General features: G+C 65.5%; 21 protein-coding genes. 11 read left to right on the forward strand and 10 right to left on the reverse strand.

Annotation, left to right across the window (positions count from 1 at the left end; genetic code table 11):
• Positions 1 to 280: 280 nt before the first annotated feature.
• On the forward strand, positions 281 to 1,273 hold the full coding sequence (locus AC5P9F_RS19595) for a patatin-like phospholipase family protein (RefSeq protein ID WP_005411784.1): 993 nt from the start codon (positions 281 to 283) through the stop codon (positions 1,271 to 1,273).
• A 46-nt stretch (positions 1,274 to 1,319) separates the two neighbouring features.
• Here AC5P9F_RS19595 and AC5P9F_RS19600 read toward each other — a convergent pair whose 3' ends face one another.
• Together AC5P9F_RS19600 and AC5P9F_RS19605 are read right to left on the reverse strand one after the other, a co-directional pair.
• A complete protein-coding gene (locus tag AC5P9F_RS19600; protein ID WP_005411783.1) occupies positions 1,320 to 2,063 on the reverse strand; it encodes a hypothetical protein in 744 nt (247 codons plus the stop codon).
• A gap of 147 nt (positions 2,064 to 2,210) precedes the next feature.
• Positions 2,211 to 2,696, reverse strand: coding sequence for an Lrp/AsnC family transcriptional regulator (locus AC5P9F_RS19605; RefSeq protein WP_005411782.1), 486 nt, complete (start codon positions 2,694 to 2,696; stop codon positions 2,211 to 2,213).
• Between the two features lie 125 nt (positions 2,697 to 2,821).
• On the opposite strand from AC5P9F_RS19605, the gene phhA reads away from it, so the two are divergent.
• Positions 2,822 to 3,715 (forward strand): phenylalanine 4-monooxygenase, encoded by an 894-nt coding sequence (gene phhA / locus AC5P9F_RS19610; RefSeq protein ID WP_005411801.1) that lies wholly within the window; start codon positions 2,822 to 2,824, stop codon positions 3,713 to 3,715.
• Positions 3,716 to 3,825: 110 nt separating this feature from the next.
• Here phhA and AC5P9F_RS19615 read toward each other — a convergent pair whose 3' ends face one another.
• Entirely contained in the window at positions 3,826 to 4,881 is a 1,056-nt protein-coding gene (locus AC5P9F_RS19615; RefSeq protein ID WP_180872253.1) for a LacI family DNA-binding transcriptional regulator, read from the reverse strand.
• Positions 4,882 to 5,119: 238 nt separating this feature from the next.
• Here AC5P9F_RS19615 and AC5P9F_RS19620 point away from each other — a divergent pair, with 238 nt between their 5' ends.
• The 4 genes from AC5P9F_RS19620 (at position 5,120) to AC5P9F_RS19635 (ending at position 8,147) form a co-directional block, all read left to right on the forward strand.
• Positions 5,120 to 5,710 carry a cysteine dioxygenase family protein gene (locus AC5P9F_RS19620; protein WP_005411799.1) on the forward strand — a complete coding sequence of 197 codons (591 nt, stop codon included), beginning with the start codon at positions 5,120 to 5,122 and terminating at the stop codon, positions 5,708 to 5,710.
• Positions 5,711 to 5,823: 113 nt separating this feature from the next.
• Positions 5,824 to 6,462, forward strand: coding sequence for a bifunctional 4-hydroxy-2-oxoglutarate aldolase/2-dehydro-3-deoxy-phosphogluconate aldolase (eda, locus tag AC5P9F_RS19625; RefSeq protein ID WP_161771902.1), 639 nt, complete (start codon positions 5,824 to 5,826; stop codon positions 6,460 to 6,462).
• Positions 6,463 to 6,558: 96 nt separating this feature from the next.
• Entirely contained in the window at positions 6,559 to 7,587 is a 1,029-nt protein-coding gene (gene adhP / locus AC5P9F_RS19630; protein WP_005411777.1) for an alcohol dehydrogenase AdhP, read from the forward strand.
• A 167-nt stretch (positions 7,588 to 7,754) separates the two neighbouring features.
• Positions 7,755 to 8,147: a hypothetical protein gene (locus AC5P9F_RS19635; RefSeq protein WP_005411776.1), complete on the forward strand. Its 393-nt coding sequence runs from the start codon at positions 7,755 to 7,757 to the stop codon at positions 8,145 to 8,147.
• Between the two features lie 70 nt (positions 8,148 to 8,217).
• On the opposite strand, the gene ligD is transcribed toward AC5P9F_RS19635, so the two are convergent.
• The 3 genes from ligD to AC5P9F_RS19650 form a co-directional block, all read right to left on the reverse strand.
• Positions 8,218 to 10,704: a DNA ligase D gene (gene ligD, locus AC5P9F_RS19640; RefSeq protein WP_495232019.1), complete on the reverse strand. Its 2,487-nt coding sequence runs from the start codon at positions 10,702 to 10,704 to the stop codon at positions 8,218 to 8,220.
• Positions 10,705 to 10,707: 3 nt separating this feature from the next.
• Entirely contained in the window at positions 10,708 to 11,628 is a 921-nt protein-coding gene (gene ku, locus AC5P9F_RS19645) for a non-homologous end joining protein Ku (protein WP_012478658.1), read from the reverse strand.
• 164 nt (positions 11,629 to 11,792) lie between these two features.
• Entirely contained in the window at positions 11,793 to 12,191 is a 399-nt protein-coding gene (locus tag AC5P9F_RS19650) for a hypothetical protein (RefSeq protein WP_012478657.1), read from the reverse strand.
• Positions 12,192 to 12,338: 147 nt separating this feature from the next.
• On the opposite strand from AC5P9F_RS19650, the gene AC5P9F_RS19655 reads away from it, so the two are divergent.
• Positions 12,339 to 12,677 (forward strand): hypothetical protein, encoded by a 339-nt coding sequence (locus tag AC5P9F_RS19655; RefSeq protein ID WP_005411772.1) that lies wholly within the window; start codon positions 12,339 to 12,341, stop codon positions 12,675 to 12,677.
• A gap of 79 nt (positions 12,678 to 12,756) precedes the next feature.
• Here the strand turns inward: AC5P9F_RS19655 and AC5P9F_RS19660 are convergent, their stop codons facing one another.
• Complete coding sequence (locus AC5P9F_RS19660) at positions 12,757 to 14,850, reverse strand: TonB-dependent receptor family protein (RefSeq protein WP_495232020.1); 2,094 nt, start codon at positions 14,848 to 14,850, stop codon at positions 12,757 to 12,759.
• 171 nt (positions 14,851 to 15,021) lie between these two features.
• On the opposite strand from AC5P9F_RS19660, the gene AC5P9F_RS19665 reads away from it, so the two are divergent.
• From AC5P9F_RS19665 to AC5P9F_RS19675, 3 genes are all read left to right on the forward strand, one after another.
• Complete coding sequence (locus AC5P9F_RS19665; protein ID WP_099490752.1) at positions 15,022 to 16,224, forward strand: amino acid aminotransferase; 1,203 nt, start codon at positions 15,022 to 15,024, stop codon at positions 16,222 to 16,224.
• 232 nt (positions 16,225 to 16,456) lie between these two features.
• Positions 16,457 to 17,473 (forward strand): class 1 fructose-bisphosphatase, encoded by a 1,017-nt coding sequence (locus tag AC5P9F_RS19670; RefSeq protein ID WP_043035283.1) that lies wholly within the window; start codon positions 16,457 to 16,459, stop codon positions 17,471 to 17,473.
• A 108-nt stretch (positions 17,474 to 17,581) separates the two neighbouring features.
• Positions 17,582 to 18,292, forward strand: coding sequence for a 2OG-Fe(II) oxygenase (locus AC5P9F_RS19675; protein WP_024958796.1), 711 nt, complete (start codon positions 17,582 to 17,584; stop codon positions 18,290 to 18,292).
• Positions 18,293 to 18,354: 62 nt separating this feature from the next.
• Here AC5P9F_RS19675 and AC5P9F_RS19680 read toward each other — a convergent pair whose 3' ends face one another.
• From AC5P9F_RS19680 to AC5P9F_RS19690, 3 genes are all read right to left on the reverse strand, one after another.
• Positions 18,355 to 18,825, reverse strand: a complete 471-nt coding sequence (locus tag AC5P9F_RS19680; protein ID WP_224119319.1) for a hypothetical protein — start codon at positions 18,823 to 18,825, stop codon at positions 18,355 to 18,357.
• Positions 18,826 to 19,512: 687 nt separating this feature from the next.
• Positions 19,513 to 19,695 carry a hypothetical protein gene (locus AC5P9F_RS19685; protein ID WP_049461435.1) on the reverse strand — a complete coding sequence of 61 codons (183 nt, stop codon included), beginning with the start codon at positions 19,693 to 19,695 and terminating at the stop codon, positions 19,513 to 19,515.
• Between the two features lie 297 nt (positions 19,696 to 19,992).
• Positions 19,993 to 20,604: a hypothetical protein gene (locus AC5P9F_RS19690; RefSeq protein ID WP_224119318.1), complete on the reverse strand. Its 612-nt coding sequence runs from the start codon at positions 20,602 to 20,604 to the stop codon at positions 19,993 to 19,995.
• A 300-nt stretch (positions 20,605 to 20,904) separates the two neighbouring features.
• Here AC5P9F_RS19690 and AC5P9F_RS19695 point away from each other — a divergent pair, with 300 nt between their 5' ends.
• Positions 20,905 to 21,210 carry a hypothetical protein gene (locus AC5P9F_RS19695; protein ID WP_134945559.1) on the forward strand — a complete coding sequence of 102 codons (306 nt, stop codon included), beginning with the start codon at positions 20,905 to 20,907 and terminating at the stop codon, positions 21,208 to 21,210.
• Positions 21,211 to 21,301 lie beyond the last annotated feature (91 nt).

Below are 21,301 nucleotides of genomic sequence, written 5' to 3' on the forward strand. Positions count from 1 at the left end.
TCCCGGTAGTGCCGGCCGCTGGCCGGCAGCCCCATGGACCTTGGCACGCATCCCGGTAGTGCCGGCCGCTGGCCGGCAGCCCCATGGACCTTGGCACGCATCCCGGTAGTGCCGGCCGCTGGCCGGCAGCCCCATGGACCGTTTCCAGTTTCCCTATGGTTGCCGGCCAGCGGCCGGCACTACCTTTATGAATGGGCGATATTTCCCACCCTGCCCGCCCCGCCACGGCTTCGGTATGCTGGCGCCCTTTCCTGAATCCGGCGCCGCGAGCGCACTGCCGATGAGCCTGTTCCGCCCCCGCATGCTGCTGTCCGTCGCCCTGATCGGCCTGCTGGCCGGCTGCGGTGGCGATCCGGTCCGCCCCACGCCGCCGCCGGCGCCGACCGTGGTGCCACAGGCCAAGCCGGTGAAGATCGGTATCGCCCTCGGCGGTGGCGCGGCCAAGGGCTTTGCCCACATCGGCGTGATCAAGATGCTGGAAGCCAATGGCTTCGAACCGGCGGTGGTGTCCGGCACCAGTGCCGGCAGCGTGGTCGGCGCGCTGTACGCCAGCGGCATGGACGCGTTCCAGATGCAGAGCAAGGCGGTGGCGCTGGATGAAGCCAGCATCCGCGACGTGCGGCTGTTCTCCGGTGGCCTGGTGCAGGGCCAGAAGCTGCAGGACTACGTCAACGAACAGGTTGCCAACCGTCCGGCCGAACGCCTGAAGAAGCCGTTCGCCGCCGTCGCCACCCAGCTGGAAACCGGCGAGCGGGCGATCTTCGTGCGCGGCAACGTCGGCCAGGCGGTGCGCGCGTCGAGCAGCATTCCCGGCGTGTTCGAACCGGTGAAGATCGGTGGTCGCAACTACATCGATGGCGGCGTGGTCAGCCCGGTGCCGGTGGATGCCGCGCGCCAGCTCGGCGCCGACTTCGTGATCGCCGTGGACATCTCCAGCAAGGCCAGCGGCAAGGCGCCGACCGACATGCTGGGCATCGTCAACCAGTCCATCTCGATCATGGGCCAGCGCCTGGGCGAACAGGAACTGGCACGCGCCGACATCGTCATCCGGCCGAAGGTGCTGGACATCGGCGCTGCCGATTTCAGCCAGCGCGGCACGGCGATCCTGGAAGGCGAAAAGGCCGCGATGGCCGCAATGCCGCAGATCCGCGCCAGGATCCAGCAGCTGCAGCGTGCGCGTGCTGCGGCCGCTGCACCGGCGCCGGTGGCTGCCCCCAAGTGCGAGGAAGCCTCGCGCCTGGGCAAGCTGATGGGCCGCAAGGACAAGTGCTGAGGGCAACCCGCTCCATGCGGGTCACCCCCAGGGGCCTCACGACGGGTCAGGCGCCGATCTGGGCCAGTGCGTCGTTGGCTGCGGCCGTCACCGAGCTGCCGTAGCCATGGATGTACGAGCCGTTGCAGACCAGCGTGGCGTGCAGAATGACGCCATTGATTTCGGCCTTCTCGAAGTTGCAGCTCTGGCCTGCCGCTGTGGAGTAACGCATCAGTCGCATGGCGATGACGTTGGCGTCATCGATGCTGGCACCGAGCCCACTGATGGACCAGCTCTTCAGGGTCTGCGTGTTGCCGCAGTCGTAGCGGAAACGGAACCCCCAGGATTCCGGATAGTACGAACCCTGCAGCGGCGCTGCGCAATGGGTACCCGTGGCCGCCATTTCCGTCGCGATGGCCAGCGAGTTGCGCGCCGCGGTGGTGGGTGAGTTGCCCACGCCGGCGATCGACCAGCCATTGCAGACAAACTGGGCGAAAACACCCTTGCCGTAGGCACCACTGACGATGCTGCTGGCATCCGCGCTGCAGCTCACGCCGGCCTGCAGCACCGCCATGAAGCCGTTGAGGTTCTCCACCGCTTCATTGACCGAGACGCCGATTCCATAGACATAGCTACCATTGCACTGGCGCTTGGCCAGCGTCGACGAGTTGCTGGTCATGCCGACGAATTCAGTGGTACCGCAACTCAGCGCCAGAGGTTGGGCGTTGGCGATCTGGGGGGAAGCACCCGCAGCGGCAGGCATCAGGCCAGCGACAAGCAGGGCAATGACTGGAGCAAGGCAGACTTTCATGTCGATCTCTCCGGACAGGGTTGTCCAGTGAGTCTAGGAAGGCTGATTGCGTCACTCTGTCAGAGGTTCATCCGTCTCGCCGTAGGAAAATGCCTTGCGTCGCCCAGGATGCAAAGCAAGTCACGCTCTCCCACATCCGCCGGATGATCACGACTCCAGCTGCGAAAGCGGCAGTGCCTGGAAACCCTTCACCGTGCGCAGCACGAAGCTGGAATTGGCATCGGCCACGCCACCGGCGTTGAGCAACCGGTCCAGCAGGAAGCGAGAGAAGTGCTCCAGGTCGCGCACGTAGACGTGCAGCAGGTAGTCCATGTCGCCGGTCAGCGCATGGCAGGCCACCACCTCGTCCCACGCTTGCACGCTGTCCACGAAGTGGCCGATGGCGGCCTGGTCGTGCTTTTCCAGCTGCACGCGCACGAAGGCCTGCAGGCCCAGCCGCAGCTGCCGCGGCTCCAGCCGCGCGCCATAGCCGACGATCACACCCTCGCTTTCCAGCCGCTGCAACCGCCGCAGGCAAGCCGAAGGCGAAAGATTCACCCGCGCCGCCAGTTCGGCGTTGGTGGCGCGCCCATCCCGCTGGATTTCAGCCAGCAGGCGTATATCCGTGCGATCAAACTGGACTTCTCCGGCCATTGTTGCCCCGCAACATGGTGAGTACGCAAGGATATTGCGCCAACAGGGCCAACGGGCGCAACTTTTGCAACCCTGTTGCGCGTGCTCTGCCCTAGCATCGTAGGCATCCCGTCAAGGAGTGCCCCATGGACCTCGCCCAGCCCCGCCGCGTCGAACACCAGCAGACCGACAAGGGCTACGTGCCGGTGTACACCACCGCGCTCGTCGAGCAGCCGTGGGACACCTATACCGCCGACGACCACGCCACCTGGAGCACGCTGTACCAGCGCCAGCGCGAGCTGCTGGTCGGCCGCGCCTGCCAGGAGTTCCTGGATGCACAGGACGAGATGGGCATGAGCGCGCACATGATTCCGCGCTTCGACCAGCTCAATGAAGTACTCGGCGCCGCCACCGGCTGGACCCTAGTCGGCGTTGAAGGCCTGCTGCCGGAACTGGATTTCTTCGATCACCTGGCCAATCGCCGTTTTCCGGTGACCTGGTGGATCCGTCGCCCGGACCAGATTGATTACATCGCCGAGCCGGACCTGTTCCACGATCTGTTCGGCCACGTGCCGCTGCTGATGAACCCGGTGTTCGCCGACTACATGGAGGCGTACGGCCGTGGCGGCGTCAAAGCCCACGCGATCGGCCCGGACGCGCTGCAGAACCTGACCCGCCTGTACTGGTACACGGTGGAGTTCGGCCTGATCGACACGCCCGAGGGCCTGCGCATCTACGGCGCCGGCATCGTGTCGTCGAAGGGCGAGTCGCTGTACTCGCTGGAATCGGCCGCGCCCAACCGCATCGGCTTCGACCTGCAGCGGATCATGCGCACGAAGTACCGCATCGACACCTTCCAGAAGACCTACTTCGTCATCGACAGCTTCGAACAGCTGATGCAGGCGACGTCGCCGGACTTCACCCCGATCTACGCGGCACTGGCCAGCCAGGCGCATCTGCCGGCCGGCGAGGTGCAGGGCGATGACCGCGTGTTCCAGAAGGGCACGGGTGATGGCTGGGCCGACGGCGGCGACGTGTAAGCGCACGGCGTACAGCGCTTCGCATTGAAAGGAAAACGGCGCACCTGGATGCGCCGTTTTCGTTGTTGTCTGCCTGCGCCATTGCAGCGGCGCAGGCGAGGGCAGGGCACTCAGGCGTCCACGGCCCGGCAGGAACCACGCACCATCAACTGCGGATGCACGCTGGCTGCGGTCGGCGCATCCGGCAGATCGGTCTGCACCAGCATCGCAGCGGCCATGCGGCCGATGTCGGACACGTGGCGGCGCACCGAGGTCAGCGGCGGCCACAGCCGCGAGGCCAGCGGGCTGTCGTCGTAGCTGACGATCGACAGCTGCTGTGGCACGGCAATACCCGCACGCAGCGCGACCTGGTAGACACCGGCCGCCATCTCGTCGTTGCCGGCGAAGATCGCACTGGGGCGGCGTTCCCCCAGCAGCAACCGTTCGGCGGCATGCACGCCGGATTCGAAGGTGTCGCCCGCTTCCAGCACGCGCTCGCCCGGCAAGGTCAGCCCCACCTGGGCCAATCGGTCAAGGAAGCCATGGGTACGCTCACGCGCCGCGCGCCGGTCACCCGGTCCGGCGATCACCGCGATGTCGCGGTGGCCGAGCGAGAGCAGGTAGCCCGCTGCTGCTGCCGCGCCATCGCGATCGTGGGTGACCACCGCCTGCACGTCTTCTTCCGACGCATGCGCGTTGATCCGCACGTAGCGGCAGTCGATGTGGTCCAGCATTCGCGCGAGTGCAACCGATTCGGATGCTCGCGGGCCGAGGATCACCCCATGCAGCTTCTGCTGCTGCACGAAGCGGCGCACGCCCTGCGCGCACTCCGGGTCCTGGCTGTCGCAGGGATGCACCACCAGCTCATAGCCGGTGCCGCGCAGCGCTTCCAGCGCGCCGTGCTGCAGGTCGACAATGCACTGGGCGCCGGGGTCGTCGTACACCAGCCCGATCAGGAAGGAGCGGCGGAACGCGAGTCCGCGCGCCAGCGGGTCGGGCACGTAACCGACCTCGCGCATCAACGCCTCGACCTTGTCGCGGGTGTCTTTGCGCACCAGCGGCGAGTTGTTGATGATTCTTGAAACCGTTTTCTTGGAAACTCCCGACAGTCGTGCGATGTCGTTGATCGTGGCAGCCTTGCCTTTCGATGCCGGCAACGCGGCATCGCTCATATTTCGCACTGACATGTATAGAACCAGGTAAGTCGGAGAATTCTAGCCTTGCGCCCGTCGGGCGCGAAGTTGCGGAATGTCGCAGCTGGAGCGGCACAGACCGTGTTCGACACGTTCCACCGCGTGGGGTTCCATTGTGATCGCTCTACTGCGTTTGCATCTGAACCGTTTTTCACGCGTGCTTGTCACGAATGCGGGTGCCACGCGCGCGAACACCAACATTCCCTTAACCATGCTCCGCTACAGTCGGGGCATGGACCTGCAGACCTCTCCGTTTCCGGCGTTCCGTGGCCGCGACCGGTTGATCGCCGCAGTCGACGCGGCGATGACCTCCGGTGATGCCGGGCGCATCACCGCCGACCTGCAGCTGGCGCTGCAGGAAGCCATCGCGGACAGCCGCATCGAGCTACCCGAATGCGTGCACCGTCCGGTCAGTGATCATTACGCGCGACGCCCGCTGTACCACAGCCAGGAACACGGCTACAGCGTGATTGCCATGAGCTGGGGCCCAGGGCAGGGCACGCCGCTGCACGACCACGATGCCATGTGGTGTGTGGAGGGCGTGTGGTTGGGGGAACTGGAGATCACCCGTTACGAGCTGCTGGAATGCGCCGGCGAACGCTGGCGCTTCCGACGCCACGCCGCGCTGCGCGGCGGCTGCGGCAGCGCCGGCAGCCTCATTCCACCTCACGAATACCACACCCTGCGCAATGCCAGCGATGAAGCCCTGGCCATTTCGGTGCATGTATACGAAGCGCCGATGGAACGTTCGGCGGTGTTCGACCCGCTTGGGGGTGACTGGTACCAGCGCCGCATCCAGGCACTGCAGGCCGACGCAGTCTGAATCCGCCGCAGGGCAGGGTACCAGCACCTTCGCAGCGCGCATGGCATCATGCGCCGCTGCGCTGCCGGACCCGGCGGCGATCCGCGATGCCCCATCGGGCAAGGAGCAAGACCATGTCCAGCGCTGATCCGCGCCTGCGCGCGCTGTTGAAGCTGGCACCGGTGATTCCGGTGTACACCCCCGAAGATGTGAATGAGGCGGTCGAAGTGGCCCAGGCGCTGTTCCGCGGCGGCCTGCCGGTGATCGAAGTGACGCTGCGCACGCCGCAGGCGCTGGATGCGATCAAAGCCATGGTCGAGGCCGTGCCCGATGCTGTCATCGGCGCCGGCACCGTGCTCAACGCCACGCAGATGCAGGCGGCGAAGCAGGCCGGCGCGCGCTTCGCGGTGTCGCCCGGTGCAACGCCGGCGCTGTATGCCGCCGCACGCGATACCGACCTGCCGTACCTGCCCGGTGCCGCCACCGCCTCGGACCTGATCCTGGGCCTGGAGCAGGGCACGGACACCTTCAAGTTCTTCCCGGCGGTGCAGGCCGGTGGCGCTGCGTTGCTGGCGGCCTGGCACGGCCCGTTTGCCGACGTGCGGTTCTGCCCGACCGGTGGCATCAGCGCGCAGACCGCGCCGCAGTTCCTGCACCTGCCCAACGTGCTGTGCGTGGGCGGCTCGTGGCTGACCACCCCGGCGCTGCTGCAGACCCGTGACTGGGACGCCATCGAACGACTGGCGCGCGAAGCATCGGTGCTGGCCAGCTGAACCTGCTGCACGGATCTTCAAAGGTTTGATCGTGATCAAAGCGCCGGCCTCGAGCCGGCGTCATTCTGTGGGCAAGCGCACTGCGGAGATCCGAACATGCAATCCACCATGAAGGCCGCCGTCGTACGCGAGTTCGGCAAGCCGCTGGTCATCGAGGAAGTCTCGGTACCGCGCCCGGGGGCGGGCGAGGTGCTGGTCAGGATCGAGGCCTGTGGCGTCTGCCACACCGACCTGCACGCCGCCGAGGGCGACTGGCCGGTGAAACCGAACCCGCCGTTCATCCCCGGCCACGAGGGCGTGGGGCACGTCGTGGCCGTGGGAGGCGGGGTAGGGCACGTCAAGGAAGGCGACAGGGTCGGCATCCCCTGGTTGTACTCGGCGTGTGGCCATTGCGAACACTGCCTGGGTGGCTGGGAAACGCTGTGCGAGACGCAGCGCAACACCGGCTATTCGGTCAACGGCGGCTTCGCCGAGTACGCACTGGCCGATGCCAACTATGTCGGCCTGCTTCCGAAGGAAGTGGGCTTCGTCGAGATCGCGCCGGTGCTGTGCGCCGGCGTGACCGTCTACAAGGGCCTGAAGGTGACCGACACCAAGCCCGGGGACTGGGTGGCGGTTTCCGGCATCGGTGGCCTGGGCCACATGGCGGTGCAGTACGCCCGTGCGATGGGCCTGAACGTGGCTGCGGTGGATGTGGACGACAACAAGCTGGCATTGGCCCGGCAGCTCGGCGCGCAGATCACCGTGAACGCGCGTACCACCGATCCGGCCGCATTCCTGAAGAAGGAGATCGGCGGTGCGCACGGCGCCCTGGTCACCGCAGTGTCGCCCAAGGCGTTCGAACAGGCTCTGGGCATGGTCCGCCGCGGTGGCACCGTGTCGCTCAATGGCCTGCCGCCCGGCAACTTCCCGCTGGACATCTTCGGCATGGTGCTCAACGGCATCACCGTGCGCGGCTCGATCGTCGGCACCCGGCTGGATCTGCAGGAGTCACTGCAGTTCGCCGCCGAAGGCAAGGTCGCAGCCACGGTCAGCACCGACCGCCTGGAAAACATCAACGACGTGTTCGCGCGCATGCACGCGGGCACCATCGAAGGCCGCGTGGTGCTCGACTTCGCCGCCTGACTGCCTGTGCATGGCCGCCGCTGCTCCGTACCCCTCTCCCACGGGCACGGCGGCCATGCCGATCCATCGGTAGTGCCGGCCGCTGGCCGGCAAAACCCCAGTCGGTTCGGTAGTACCGGCCGCTGGCCGGCAACGCGGGCACTCTGTGGCAGCCGTACAATACGCGCATGCCTGGCCTGCTCAAGACCCTGTTCCTGTCCATCGTCGCCCTGATCGGCGGCGTGCTGTCGCTTGCGCTGGTCAGCAGCGTCGCCGGCTGGCTGCCGCCGTTGCTGGGCCTGTCGCCGGACAGCAACAGCGTGCAGCTGGGGTGGGACCTGGCCTTCAGCGTACTCGGTGGCGTCGCCGGCATTTCCTTCGCCACCTATTACGCACCGTGCTGGCCGCGTTCACATGGCTTCTCGATCTGGTCGCTGATCGCGCTGGGCTGTGGCTACGCGATGTGGACGGCGGGTGCGGACTTCCCGTTCTGGTTCGTCATTTCGCTGTTGGCATCGCTGCCGTTGCAACTGCTGGTCGGTTGGTGGTTCGGCCGCCGCCCCTCGCGCGATCTGCGCTGAGCGCATGCAGTAGTGCCGGCCGCGGGCCGGCAACTGCAGGATGGCCGAGGTTGCCGGCCAGCGGCCGGCACTACCGCTTCAGAGACGGCAGCCTCTGCTTCAACCGCGCGATGCCCTGCCATGGGTCACCCTTCAGCCGCTTGGCGCGCGCCAGCGCCTTGGCCATCGGAAACGCGTCGGCCGCGCTCACCCGGGCCAGTTCTTCCCAGCGCAGCGGCACCGCCACGCCGGCAGCATCGCGCGCGCGCAGCGACCACGAACACACGCTGGTGGCACCGCGTGTGTTGCGCAGCCAATCGATGAAGATCACGCCGCCGCGCTTGGCCTTGCTCATCGTCGCCACGTAGCGATCAGGCTGCTCCAGCGCCATTGCCTGCGCGAACGCCTCGCAGAACGCCTTGGCCTCGTCCCAGCCAGCCTTGGGCTGCAGCGGCACCACCACGTGCACGCCCTTGCCACCGGACAGCCGCACGAAGCTCTGCAGGCCCACCTCCTGCAGGCGGTCACGGACATCGCGCGCAGCGGCCTTCACCTGTGCCCAGCTCACCCCTTCGCCGGGGTCGAGATCGAACACCAGACGATCCGGGTGCTCGGGATCGGCCACGGTCGCGCCCCACGGATGAAGTTCCAGGGTGTTCATCTGCACCAGCTGCAGCAGGCCCCGCGCATCGTCGACGTAGACGTAATCCTCGCGGCCGCTCTTCTGCTGCAGGGGCACCGCATGTACCGCGTCCCCCAGGCCGGGGCCATGGTGCTTCTGGAAGAAGCAGGCCTTGCCCACGCCGTCCGGGCAGCGCAGCAGTGACAGCGGACGTCCGGCAATCTCGGGCAGGATCCAGCGCGCCATGCGCTGGTAGTAGTCGGCCACGTCACCCTTGCGCAGTTTCTGCCTTGGAAACACCACCCGCTCCGGATGAGTGATCTCGACCTCGCCTCCGGTTTCGGTATCTGCGGTGCTCATTCCCAGGTCCTCCTTCCGCTTGTCGCTGCGCAGTCGCTTGAAACTGGCCTGGCGCAGCAGGCCTTCCTTGCCCCAGCCACGGAAGGCCACCTCGGCAACCGCCACCGGCTTCACCCAGCGTACGCTGGCAGCACGGAACGGCACATGCGCCGGCAGCTGCAGCACGGGCGTCTTCACTGCCAACGGCTGCAGCGCCTTGAGGAGCGCGCGCAGGCTTTGGTCGTCGAAACCGGTGCCAACGCGGCCCACATAGCGCAAGCCGCCCTTGTCCGGCGTCGCCAGCAGCAGCGAGCCGAACCCCACCCGGGAACCCTTGGGTGCCGTGTAGCCGACGATCAGGAACTCGTCGGTGTCTTCGTGCTTCACCTTCACCCAGCTGCGCGCGCGGGTATTCACGTACGGGGCATCCACCTGCTTGCTGACGATGCCTTCGAATCCGGCCTTGCCACTGGCATCGAACACCTGCGGGCCATGGTCGATCACGTGCTCGCTGAAGGCCAGGGTGCCAGGCGCCGGCCCAATGAGCTCTTTCAGGAGTGCTTTGCGCTCCAGCAACGGCGCACGACTGATATCCGCTCCAGCCAAGCCCGGAAGATCGAACACGATGTAGCGCAGCGGTTGCTTCGAACTGCCGTCGATCACCCGCTGCAACGCTGCGAAGTCACTGCGTCCTTCCTTGTCCAGCACCACCAGCTCGCCGTCCAGGCGTGCATCGCGCACCGGCAGCGCCTGCACGGCCTGCACCACTTCGGGAAAATCATCGGTCCAATCCAGACCGTTGCGGGAGCGCAGCTTGACCTCGCCATTGTGCAGATCAGCCAGCAGGCGATAGCCATCCCACTTGATCTCGTGAAGCCAGCGGTCGCCGTCCGGCGCACTGTCGCGATGATCGGTCAACTGCGGTTTGAATGCATGCGGGTAGGGTGCGTCACGTGCGCCGTGCAGTTGCAGCGCGCGTGCATGCCAGCGCACATCGGCCTTGCGTGTGGTCGTGCGTGCGACGGGTGCAGCTCGCGCCGTCTTGTCCGCGGAACGCTTCTTCGCCGCAGGTGTTCGTTTCGGCATCGGTGCCGTCAGCAGGTCATCCGCCTCCGCGTCGCGCGCTTCCCCGTCACCGCGCTTGATCAACAGCCACTGCACCTGGCGTCCTTTCATCGCGGTCCGCACCAGCTTCCAGCCACCGGCCAGGCGTTGTCCATGCAGCACGAAGTCGATCCTGCCCGCCGCCAGTGCCTGCAGTGGATCGCCTTCACAGGCCCAGGTGCCGTGGTCGAAGACTTCCACGTGGCCCGCACCATAGTGACCTTCAGGAATGTCTCCCTCGAAACCGGCGTAGGAGAGCGGATGGTCTTCCACTTCCACGGCCAGCCGCTTTTCACCGACGCGCAGGGAAGGCCCCTTGGGCACCGCCCAGCTCTTCAGTACGCCGTCCATTTCCAGGCGGAAGTCATAGTGACGCGAGCTGGCATGGTGCAGCTGGATGACAAAGGTCGGCCGCTGCTTCGGGTCGCCCGGTGCGGGCGTGTCGTCGGGCTCCGTTGTCTGCCCGGCGCCACCGCCAAGCCGGCGTTTGCGCCGATACTGGTGCAACGACATGGCTCACCCCGCCTTGCGTCGGGGTGCGGTCTTCTTTGCAGCCTTCTTCGTTGTCTTCTTTGCGGCCTTCTTCACTGGCGACTTGGCGGTTGCTTTGCGCGTTGCGGCCTTCTTCGCTGGCGTTCGCTTGTTCGCATCCAGGCTCTTCTGCAGCAGCGCCATGAAGTCGACCACATTGGTACTGGCGTCCTCGCGCGGTGCCGGCTCATCGTCCACCCGCGTGGTGCCGCCCTTGGACTTGATGCGCTTGTTCAACACCTGCTGCAGGCGCTCGCGGAATTCATCGTGGTACTGCGACGGATCCCAATCGCCGGCCATCGACTCGATCAACTGCTCGGCCATCGCCGTTTCCTTGCTGGTGATGCGATAGTCGGACAGCTTGCCGGTGGGCAGCTTGTAGTCCTCGGGATCCACCAGTTCCTGCGGATAGCGCAGGATCATCAGCACCAGCGCGTCCTCATGCGGCATCACCGCACACAGGTATTCGCGCGTACGCACCACCACCCGCGCGATGCCCACCTTGCCGGTGCTGCGCAACGTTTCGCGCAGCAGCACATAGCCCTTCTCGGCCTTCTTGCCGGGCACCAGCAGATACGGTTTCTCGTAATAGCGCGGGTCGATCTGCGCCGCATCCACGAATGATTCCACCTCCACCGCTTCGTGGCTTTCAGGCGCGGCCGAGCGGATATCACCTTCCTCCAGCACGACATAACTGCCCTTGTCGTACTCATAGGCTTTGACGATGTCCTTCCAGGGCACCTCCTCGCCGGTGTCGGCGTTGACCCGTTCGAAACGGATCGGTTTGCGATCGCGGGAATCGAGCATGCGGAACTGCAGGTCGACCTTGCGTTCGCCGGACATCAGCGACACCGGCACGTTGAGCAGGCCAAACGACAGCGTGCCGGTCCAGATCGGGCGGGCCATGGGCGTACCTTTGGCGGGGCAGGGCATCCAGCTTCGGATGGGCGGTGTAAACCACCCGTGTCGATACCGTGCACGTGGGTTCTACGCAGATGCGGTAGTGCCGGCCGCTGGCCGGCAGAGCTCGCGGCCTGAAGTTTCCTGGGGTTGCCGGCCAGCGGCCGGCACTACTGCAGCAACGGCCTCACCGCCGCCGCCGGAATATGGTCCAGCGCGCGCCAGGCGTCTTCCACCACCGGCCGCGCCTGCGACCAGCCCAAGCGTGACTGCCCGCGCATCTGTTCCCAGTGCTCGGCCAGTTCCTCGCAGGTATCGGCGGCATCACCGCGTGGCCAATCCGCAGCATGCGTGGTCAACGCGAAGGCATACACCGGGCACAGGTCGCGCCAGTTCCGGTGGCTCTGCCCGCGGCGCTCCTCGTAGTCGCTGAGCATGTACTGCAGGTAGTCCTGCGCCACCGCCTGGGGATCTTCATGGCGACGCGTACGGCGCTGCGCGCTGCGCTGGCCGAGCGGATCGAGCAGGGCGTTGAACACGGACGGTGCGGGTCGTTCAAGACGGGGCATGGCCGGCTCCTGCAGCGGGGGCGGGTGGGCAGGAATACGCGCGGTGCCGTTACCGGGGGGTGAGCGAGATGTTCATGACGCCAGGTTCGCAACGGCTTTACCTGCGGGGCGGTGTAGTGGAATCCCCCCAAGGGCAGGTACCAGACCATGAGCCGAGAGACCTCGCGAGACCCGCTGCGGGAGAACCACCCGCCCATTCCTGGCGAGCAGCGCGGCAAGCGCGATGCCGACAACGCCGACTACCGCGGAACCGGCGCGCCGTTCTTCGATGCCGAGCACGACCACCTGCCGGTGAAGCACGAGGCTGAACAGGCGGCCCAGGACCGCAAGGATGGCGGCGACCGCCATCGCGGTGGCCAGGAGAGCCCGCTCAAGCGCCGTGAACGCAAGCAGCGCGCGAGCGACAACCAGGACGAGGCGCTGGAGGAGACCTTCCCGGCCAGCGACCCGACCTCGCCGTTCGTGCCAGCCAAAGCCCCCGACTGACCGGTAGTGCCGGCCGCTGGCCGGCAACCCCCTGACGCCCTGCACGGCGCGATGCCGGCCAGCGGCCGGCACTACCAACTCAACGCCACGACCATTGCAGGCCGACGTTGGCTCGCCGTCCCGGTCCCGGCTCGTAGAAGCGACCATTGCCGTCATTGACGATCACCGAGCCGATGTAGGCCTGGTCCAGCACGTTCTCCAGCCTGGCGAAGGCGCGCAGCTCGCCGCCCGGCAGCGTCCATCGACGGCCGGCTTCCAGGTGCAGCAGGGCGTAGCCCGGCGCGCGCTCGGTGGCCACGTCATTGACCACGGTATCGCTGCTGGCCGTTGCCTCCAGCGCCCACTGCCAATCGGCAGGGCTCCACTGCAGCCGGGCGAAGGCCTGCTGGCGCGGCACGCCGGGCAGGCGGCTGCCTGCAGCGACCAGGGTGTTCGAGGTCAGGTACGGCGAGCGCACCTGCGCCTGCAGCCAGGTCCACGCCAGCTGCAGTTCCAGGTGCTCGGCCAGCGGCTGTCGGTACTGCAGCTCCAGCCCCTGGCGGCGGGTGCGGCCAATGTTGCGGTAGGTGCTGCGTCCGCCGATATTGCTGGCAACGGCCAGCTCATCGTCGGTATCTGCACGGAACAGGCTGATATCGAGTTGGTTGCCATCCTGTGCGTGCCACTTGCTGCCAACCTCGATGGAGCGGCTGCGCGCGGCGGCCAGATCCAGTGCCGGCCCGGCTTGGCCGTCGGCGCGATAGCCCAGTTCGTTGAAGGTGGGGGTCTCGAAACCACGTCCCACCGCCGCGTGCAGCCGCCACTGCGGGCTGGCCTCGAAGGTGACGCCTGCAACCGGCGTGGTCGCCTGGTAGCGGCGGTGGCCACTGTCGTCGGGGTTGGCGCCGACGATGTAGCGGTCATTCGATTCGAATCGCACGGCGCTGTGGCGCAGCCCGGCCAGCAGCGACCAACGCGGGCTCCATTGCCACCAGGCCTGGGTGAACTGATCCACGTTCTGCACGACGTCGATCTGGTCACGACGCAGCCGCCCACGCACGCCCAAGGCGCTGCCGATGAAGTTCTCGAAGCCGGTGCGGTGCTGGCGCTGGCGGTCGGCGCTGAGCCCGGCTACCAGGTCCAGCGGTCGCCCGGCCAGATCACCGTGCCAGCCCCAGCGCGCGTCCAGCCCGCCATAGCCGCCCTGCAGATCGATCACGCCGCCGGCATGCAGCGGGCTGTTGGTCTGGGGTGCCGGCGGAATCGGCAGGTACTGGCGTACCGCGCGCTGGCCGGCATAGCCCATCAATTGCCAGCGCTGCGCTCCCGTTTCACGGGTCCAGCGCAGGCCGGCCTGCTGCTGGCGCACGGTTTTGCGGGTGTTGTACTGGTGCGCGACTGCCGTGGCCTGGCGCGGATCAGCCGCCACCTGGGCACGGGTCAGGCCCAGCGGATCCTGCGCATCGGGGGCGTCAAGCGCATTGAGCAGCAGCTCCAGCCGCCCGCCGCCCAGCTCTCCACCGATGCGTGCGTTGAGCGATTCACGGCGCGCGCGGCTATGGTCCCGCCAGCCATCGGTGCGGAAGTGATTGGCGGCGATGTTGTAGTCCAGCACTTGACCGGCACCCTTCAGCTGCGCACCGACACTGAGCGTGTTGTCGGCGCCGGCATTCACGCGCAACCGCCACGGGTCGCCGGCCTGGCCCTGCGCGCTCCAGACCTGCAGCACGCCGCCGGAGGAATTGCCGTACAACGCCGAGAACGGCCCGCGCAGCACCTCGATGCGCTCGGCGCCCAACAGGCTGGCATGCGACAGCTGACCCTGGCCGTCAGGCATGGTCGCCGGCACCCCGTCGATCAGCACCCGCACCCCGCGCACGCCAAAGGTCGAGCGTGCGCCGAAGCCACGAATCGACAGCTGCGTGTCCTGGGCGAAGTTTTGCCGGTCACGTGCCAGCAGTCCGGGGACCCCGGCCAAGGCCTCAGACAGCTGCGCACCGGTGCCCGCGCGGCTGGCGTCGATCCAGACCGTGTCCTGGCTGGCCGGCAGCGCGAACGGATCGATGCCTGGCACCCGGGCGGCCTGTACCTGCACCGCAGGCAGGGCGGTGGGCGCAGGCTCGGCCACCGCCGCCCAAGGCGACAGCAGCAGGGCGGACAGTGGCAGGCAACGGCGTCGTGCGGCGGGATTCATGATTCAGGTTGATGGATCAGGCGGCAACGCACGCCATGGTACGGGGCCGCGGATGACGATGGCGGCGGCCAGCCCCGGCAGGCTTTGTTACGATGGGCTGTTTCCGGCCGAAAAGCCGCGGACCGCGTAGCGCACTTCCTCCCCCTTTCCGTCTACCGAACGAGTACCGCCGTGTCCTTCTTTGCAAACGTGGAACTGGTCCCAGGCGACCCGATCCTGGGCCTGACCGAGGCGTACAACGCCGACAGCCGCCCGACCAAGGTCAACCTGGGTGTGGGCATCTACTACGACGAGAGCGGCCGCATTCCGCTGCTGCGCGCCGTCAAGCAGATCGAGCAGCAGCTCGCCGCCGAGGCCAAACCGCGCGGCTACCTGCCCATCGATGGCCTGCCGGCGTACACGCAGGCGACGCGTGAGCTGGTGTTCGGCAAGGACTCGCCGCTGCTGGCCGCCGGCCGCGTCACTACCGCACAGACCGTCGGCGGCAGCGGTGCGCTGCGCGTCGGCGCCGACGTGCTGAAGAAGCTGCTGCCGCACGCCACCGTTGCGCTGAGCAACCCGAGCTGGGAAAACCACCGTGCGGTGTTCAGCGCCGCCGGTTTCGACGTGCTGGATTACACCTACTTCGACCCGGCCACCCATGGCGTCGATTTCAACGGCATGCTGGCCGACCTGGGCAATCTTGACGCCGGCACCGTGGTGCTGCTGCATGCCTGCTGCCACAACCCCACCGGTGCCGACCTCACGGTCACCCAGTGGAAGCAGGTCGCGCAGCTGCTGAAGGACAAGCAGCTGTTCCCCTTCATCGACATGGCCTACCAGGGCTTCGACAAGGGCATCGAGCAGGACGGCGCCGCCGTGCGCATCATCGCCGAAGCCGGCATCGACAGCTTCATCGTCGCCAACTCGTACTCCAAGTCATTCTCGCTGTACGGCGAGCGCGTGGGTGCGCTGTCGATGGTGGCACCGACCGCCGCTGACGCCAAGGCGGTGCAGTCGCAGGTCAAGCGCGTGATCCGCACCATCTACTCCAGCCCGTCCACCCACGGTGCCGCGCTGGTGGCCGGCGTGCTGACCAACCCGGAACTGCGTGCGATGTGGGAGCAGGAGCTGACCGAGATGCGCGAGCGCATCCACGCCCTGCGCCAAGGCCTGGTCGAGAAGCTGGCCGCTGCCGGCGCGCCGCAGTTCGGTTTCATCAACGAACAGGCCGGCATGTTCTCCTACTCCGGCCTGAGCCGCGAGCAGGTCGAGCGTCTGCGCGACGAGTTCGGCATCTACGCCGTCGGCACCGGCCGCATCTGCGTGGCCGCGCTGAACCAGAACAACCTGGAATACGTCGCCAAGGCCGTGGCCACCGTCGCCAAGGGCTGAAGCAACGCGGCACACGCTTGAAAACAAAGGCGCCGGAAGGCGCCTTTGTTTTTTGCTCTTGCTCTTGTCTTTGCCATTCCCACCGCGCTCGCGGCGAACCCTGAAGCGCGTGGGAGGGGGAGGCGCCACGAGCGCAACGCATCTGGAAACGATTACGCCTTCCCGCGCTCACGCACGCCCCCGCCATACGGGCGACAATAGGCGTTTTCCCGCTGCCGAGACCTGCCCGCTCATGTCCCGTACTTCGTTGACCCGCTTCCTGATCCAGGAACAGCACGCCGGCCGCATCAACGCCGACCTGCGCCAGCTGATCGCGGTCGTCGCCCGCGCCTGCACCAGCATCTCCATCGCCGTCAGCAAGGGGGCCCTCGGTGGCGTGCTGGGCGATGCCGGTACCGGCAACGTGCAGGGCGAGGCGCAGAAGAAGCTGGACGTCATCAGCAACGAGATCCTGCTCGAAGCCAACGCCTGGGGTGGCCACCTCGCCGCGTGCGCCTCGGAGGAAATGGACCACAGCCAGCCGGTGCCGGACATCTACCCGCGCGGTGATTTCCTGCTGCTGTTCGATCCCCTCGACGGCAGCTCCAACATCGACGTCAACGTCTCCGTCGGCACCATCTTCTCGGTGCTGCGCTGCCCGACCAATGTCGAACTGCCGGGCGACGACGCCTTCCTGCAGCCGGGCAGCAAGCAGATCGCCGCCGGCTACTGCATCTACGGGCCCAGCACCCAGCTGGTGCTGACCGTCGGCCATGGCACCCACGCCTTCACCTTGGACCGTGAGAAGGGCGAGTTCGTGCTGACCACCGAGAACATGCAGATTCCGGCGGCTACCCAGGAGTTCGCGATCAACATGTCCAACCAGCGCCACTGGGAAGCACCGATGCAGGCCTATGTCGGCGATCTGCTGGCGGGCAAGGAAGGCACGCGCGGCAAGAACTTCAACATGCGCTGGATCGCCAGCATGGTCGCCGACGTGCACCGCATCCTGACCCGCGGCGGCATCTTCATCTACCCGTGGGACAAGAAGGACCCGTCCAAGGCCGGCAAGCTGCGCCTGATGTACGAGGCCAACCCGATGGGCCTGCTGGTCGAACAGGCCGGCGGCGCCGCCTGGACCGGCCGCGAGCGCATCCTCGACATCCAGCCCGACCAGCTGCACCAGCGCGTGCCGGTGTTCCTGGGTTCGCGCGAGGAAGTGGCCGAAGCCGTGCGCTACCACCGCGCGCACGACGACGCGCAGGGCTGATTGGCGGTTGCCTGACGACGGTCATGGCAGATCGATGACATGACCGTGGGGTGACACCGAGGGCGGCAAACGGCACCATCAAGCCGTTGCCGCCTAAGGAATGCACGCATGCACGAGCAGGGCCCGGTCGATTTCATCGAGGTCATCCACAACGCGGTCCCCAGCGAGGTCTGCGCGGCGATCGTCGAGCGCATGCGGGCGGCGCGTGGCCTGCAGCCCGGTGCCGTGGGCAGTGGCGTGTTCCCGGAACTCAAGCACAGCAAGGATCTGCGCATCAGCGGCCTTGATGGCTGGCAGGATGTGGACCATCAGCTGCAGCACGCGGTGTTCAACGGCCTGCTGACTTATCTACGCCGTTATCCACAGGCGTTGATCGCGCCGCTGATGTTGCAGATCCAGGACAGCAAGGGCCAACCGCGACGCCTGTCTGCCGAGGACTTCCCTGACATGCCGCAGCAGCAGCTGGCCGACCTGGCCCGCACCTGCCTGCGCCCGGGCGCCATCAACCTGCAATGGTATGCGGCGGGCGAGGGCGGTTACCCGTACTGGCACTGCGAGCTGTACCCCAAGGATGCGCAGGCCGAGACCCTGCACCGGCACGTGCTGTGGACGCTGTACCTCAACGAGGAATTCGAAGAGGGCGAGACCGAGTTCCTGTTCCAGGGGCGGAAGATCGCACCACGCACCGGCAGCCTGCTGATTGCGCCGACGGCGTTTACCCATACCCATCGCGGTAACAGGCCGCAGGGTGGGGACAAGTTCATCGCGACGAGTTGGATCCTGTTCCAGAGCGCGCAGAAGTTGTTTGGGGGACGGTGAGGTCATCGTACTCCTCCCGATTGGAGCCGATATCCAGGCAAGTTCGTTATGCCGTCGGTGGTTTACCGGGCCTCAGGAGAGCAGTAGTAGTCGCCGCCCCTGTCCGAGTCCCAGTAGGTTCCTCCATAGAGCTTCACCGTACTGCCTCTTGTCGTCAGCTCTACCGAGCGTGCCAGGCGATCCTCGCAGAAGACCATCAATCTGTAATGGCGCTGCCGTTTGTCTTTCTGCAGTCGCCACCGCTTCTCTGCGGCTTGTTTGATGAAGAAAGCGGCGATCTGCTCTGGATCAGATTCGAGTTCGGCGTCGAAGACGGCCCCCAGGAACGTGACCTTCGGTAAGAACTTAACGTTCGTGGGATGGACCCCTGAAGGGAGTTCAAAGGTATCGGTAGCAGCGCGCAGTTCTGCTTCTGTTGGCTTTCCGGTCCAATCGCCACCTCCGATGGATCCAAACATTGAAAGATAGGTACCGCCTATCAGGGCCGCAATCACAGCGTATAGAAGCAAATGAGCCAATGATTTCTTCTTCACCAACCATTCCCCCAATCGCCATCCTTCTTAGACAGCTCACCCGGTGATGCACCGCCGCCAATTCCAATACCAATTTCAGTGGAAGTTCCACCGCCGGCGGAATAGTTGATACCTCCACCAACTCCAGCTCTACATTAGGGCTTCGGCTTCCTCCACGGTCTGATCAGGGTTTTGTACATGACCCAGGCAATCCAGCCGCAGACCAACCCAACCCCAGCGACAGTGATTTCCTCTTCCGCGAAAGGAGATCCACTTACCCCTTGATAGACGACGAAGACAGTTGCTCTCAACGACAACAGGGCAAATATCACTACAGGTGCCCAAAGTATGAACTTCATCATTCCCCCGTGTGCAATGCATGGACCCATGCTCGACAACTGGCCGTCTAGACTCTCTGTCCCGACATCTGCGGCATCATGATCTTCTTGCATGTACGGATTACCGGCATGAGGTTCCTCTTTCCGCTCTTGCCTCCGCGGTACTGCCGCCGAGAATCGATGTCAGAAGAGGCAGCATTTTCCCTCAGAACGCGGTGCCAGTACGCGTAACTCCAAGCTTTCCATGCTAGCTGTTGCAGCTTCCAGAACCCGAAAGCCATCAGCCTCAGATTGGCTGTTGCAAGCGGCCGTGGCAAATAGAGTCCAGCTTGCTCGACTTCGCTCCAGATAGAGTCGGGCGGGCTCGACGCTACCGCGGGCGACGGCGATAGAGAATCCCGCCTGCCACAGCGCCGAACACCGCCACACCGAAACCAACGAGCTCTTCTTCTCCAAGCGCGTCGCCGGAGATCGGCTTGCCGCCCGTCAGCAACAGAACGTTCAACGGAAGCATCCACAGGAACGCGATGCCCAGCCAGTAGATGATCCTCATGTCATGTGCTCACGGGTCCGGATACATCGACTTGAACCAGTAGGCGGATCTGTTCCGCATCCATGAGCTGAATTCTCCCGTCTCCAGTTTCCGCAGCTGGCGCATGTCTATTCCATAGCGCTGGAACAGCGAAATCAACTCTCTCATACCTTCGACAGACACCACGCCCGGAATCTGGTTCAACCTGGAGAAGAACGCATCCTCGTCCAGTCGTGATTAGAACCTCAGGGAATGAATTTCTATTTTCAGCATTGCCAGTCGTCGCAGAAGTGATTGCATGCAGGCAGTTCCACCCGGCTATCGGGTGGGACCAAAGGATCCCCAGAGATCGTCGTTTCCTCCTTGCCAGGCACTGAGCTTCTCGACAGGGATTTCCTTCAGTTGACAGGTGAACTGGAGATAGAAGGAACGGTCTTCTTTTCGATAACTGTTCCACCCGACAGCCGTCACTTTGACTTCCATCCGATTATCGCGCTCATGCGGCTGATGTAGTTCTACGTCGACTGAATCGGACAGCCAGTTGTCTCCCTTGTGCACAAAGCCCGCGCCGCCACTGGTGAGGCGTGCATCCACTACCTCCGGCGTCCCTTCCGACGAGGGCGCGTATCGCTTCAAGCTGCCTGTGATCTTGATGTACTGCTGGGAGTCGATCACGCCTGGCGACTCCGAGAAGAGGCGCAGCAGAAGGAGGGTATCGGTGCCCTTGCGCACCCTCTGACCTGTATCTGCCACCCACAGACGCTGTTCGAACTCGTCCAGGCCAGCCGGCATGTCAGTGACGATCGCGGCCTGCGGAACGATGATGCATTCGTGAATGGAGCGAGCTTCCACCTGCACGCTCGCAAGGTAGAGAAGGAGACCACTGGCGTGGAAGCAGTGAGTGCGTTTCATCATGTACAGCACGTTCATGCGGATTCAGTTGCGCGAACGTCTGGAGGGGTGTGCCTGTTCGAAGGGGGATGCCTCCGGATCATGCACTCCCGTCCATGCATCAAGCTGCTCCAGAGACAATGGCTGGGCTCTCAGATGCTCTGACACTGTGGTCGGTGCCTCGCACTCTCCCGGCCATTGCAGTGGGCTTGCAGAGCGAAACGTTGCATCGACCTGGACCTCGATGCCGAAGTCTCCTGCGGAAACCACGGTAATCTGCCCTGCGACCGGCACTGCGTAGCAGCCCGTCTTTCCGGCAAACGCGCTGGACCCTCTGCTATGGAACATCCGTACTCGATCATTTGGGACAGAGAACCGGTCGCCTGCTTTCGCATCAGCGGGGAGCTGGATCGTGAGCTTGCTGAAGGTGGAACGGTCGGTCCTCCACGACGAGCGGAATCGTCTCAGCCCGATCACTCGGCTGTCCCCGGCAACGATCTGGTGACAAGCGAAGAGCCGCTGGCGCGGCTCGACCGTAAGGCAGGTGGGGGCGCGCATGGCAGCGTCTTCAACCACAAACGCACGGGCAGCCTCTGCATCGGTACCACAGAAAAGCAGAAATGCACCACAGCTGAAGGCATGTGAGCGCTTCATGTGCGAACCGATTCGTCGTCAAGCGAACGGCATCGCACTGTCACGGATCCTGGGTCATCCATCTGCATCCCTCCCTGGCTTG

This window comes from Stenotrophomonas sp. YJH_SMC_4 (assembly GCF_059371575.1).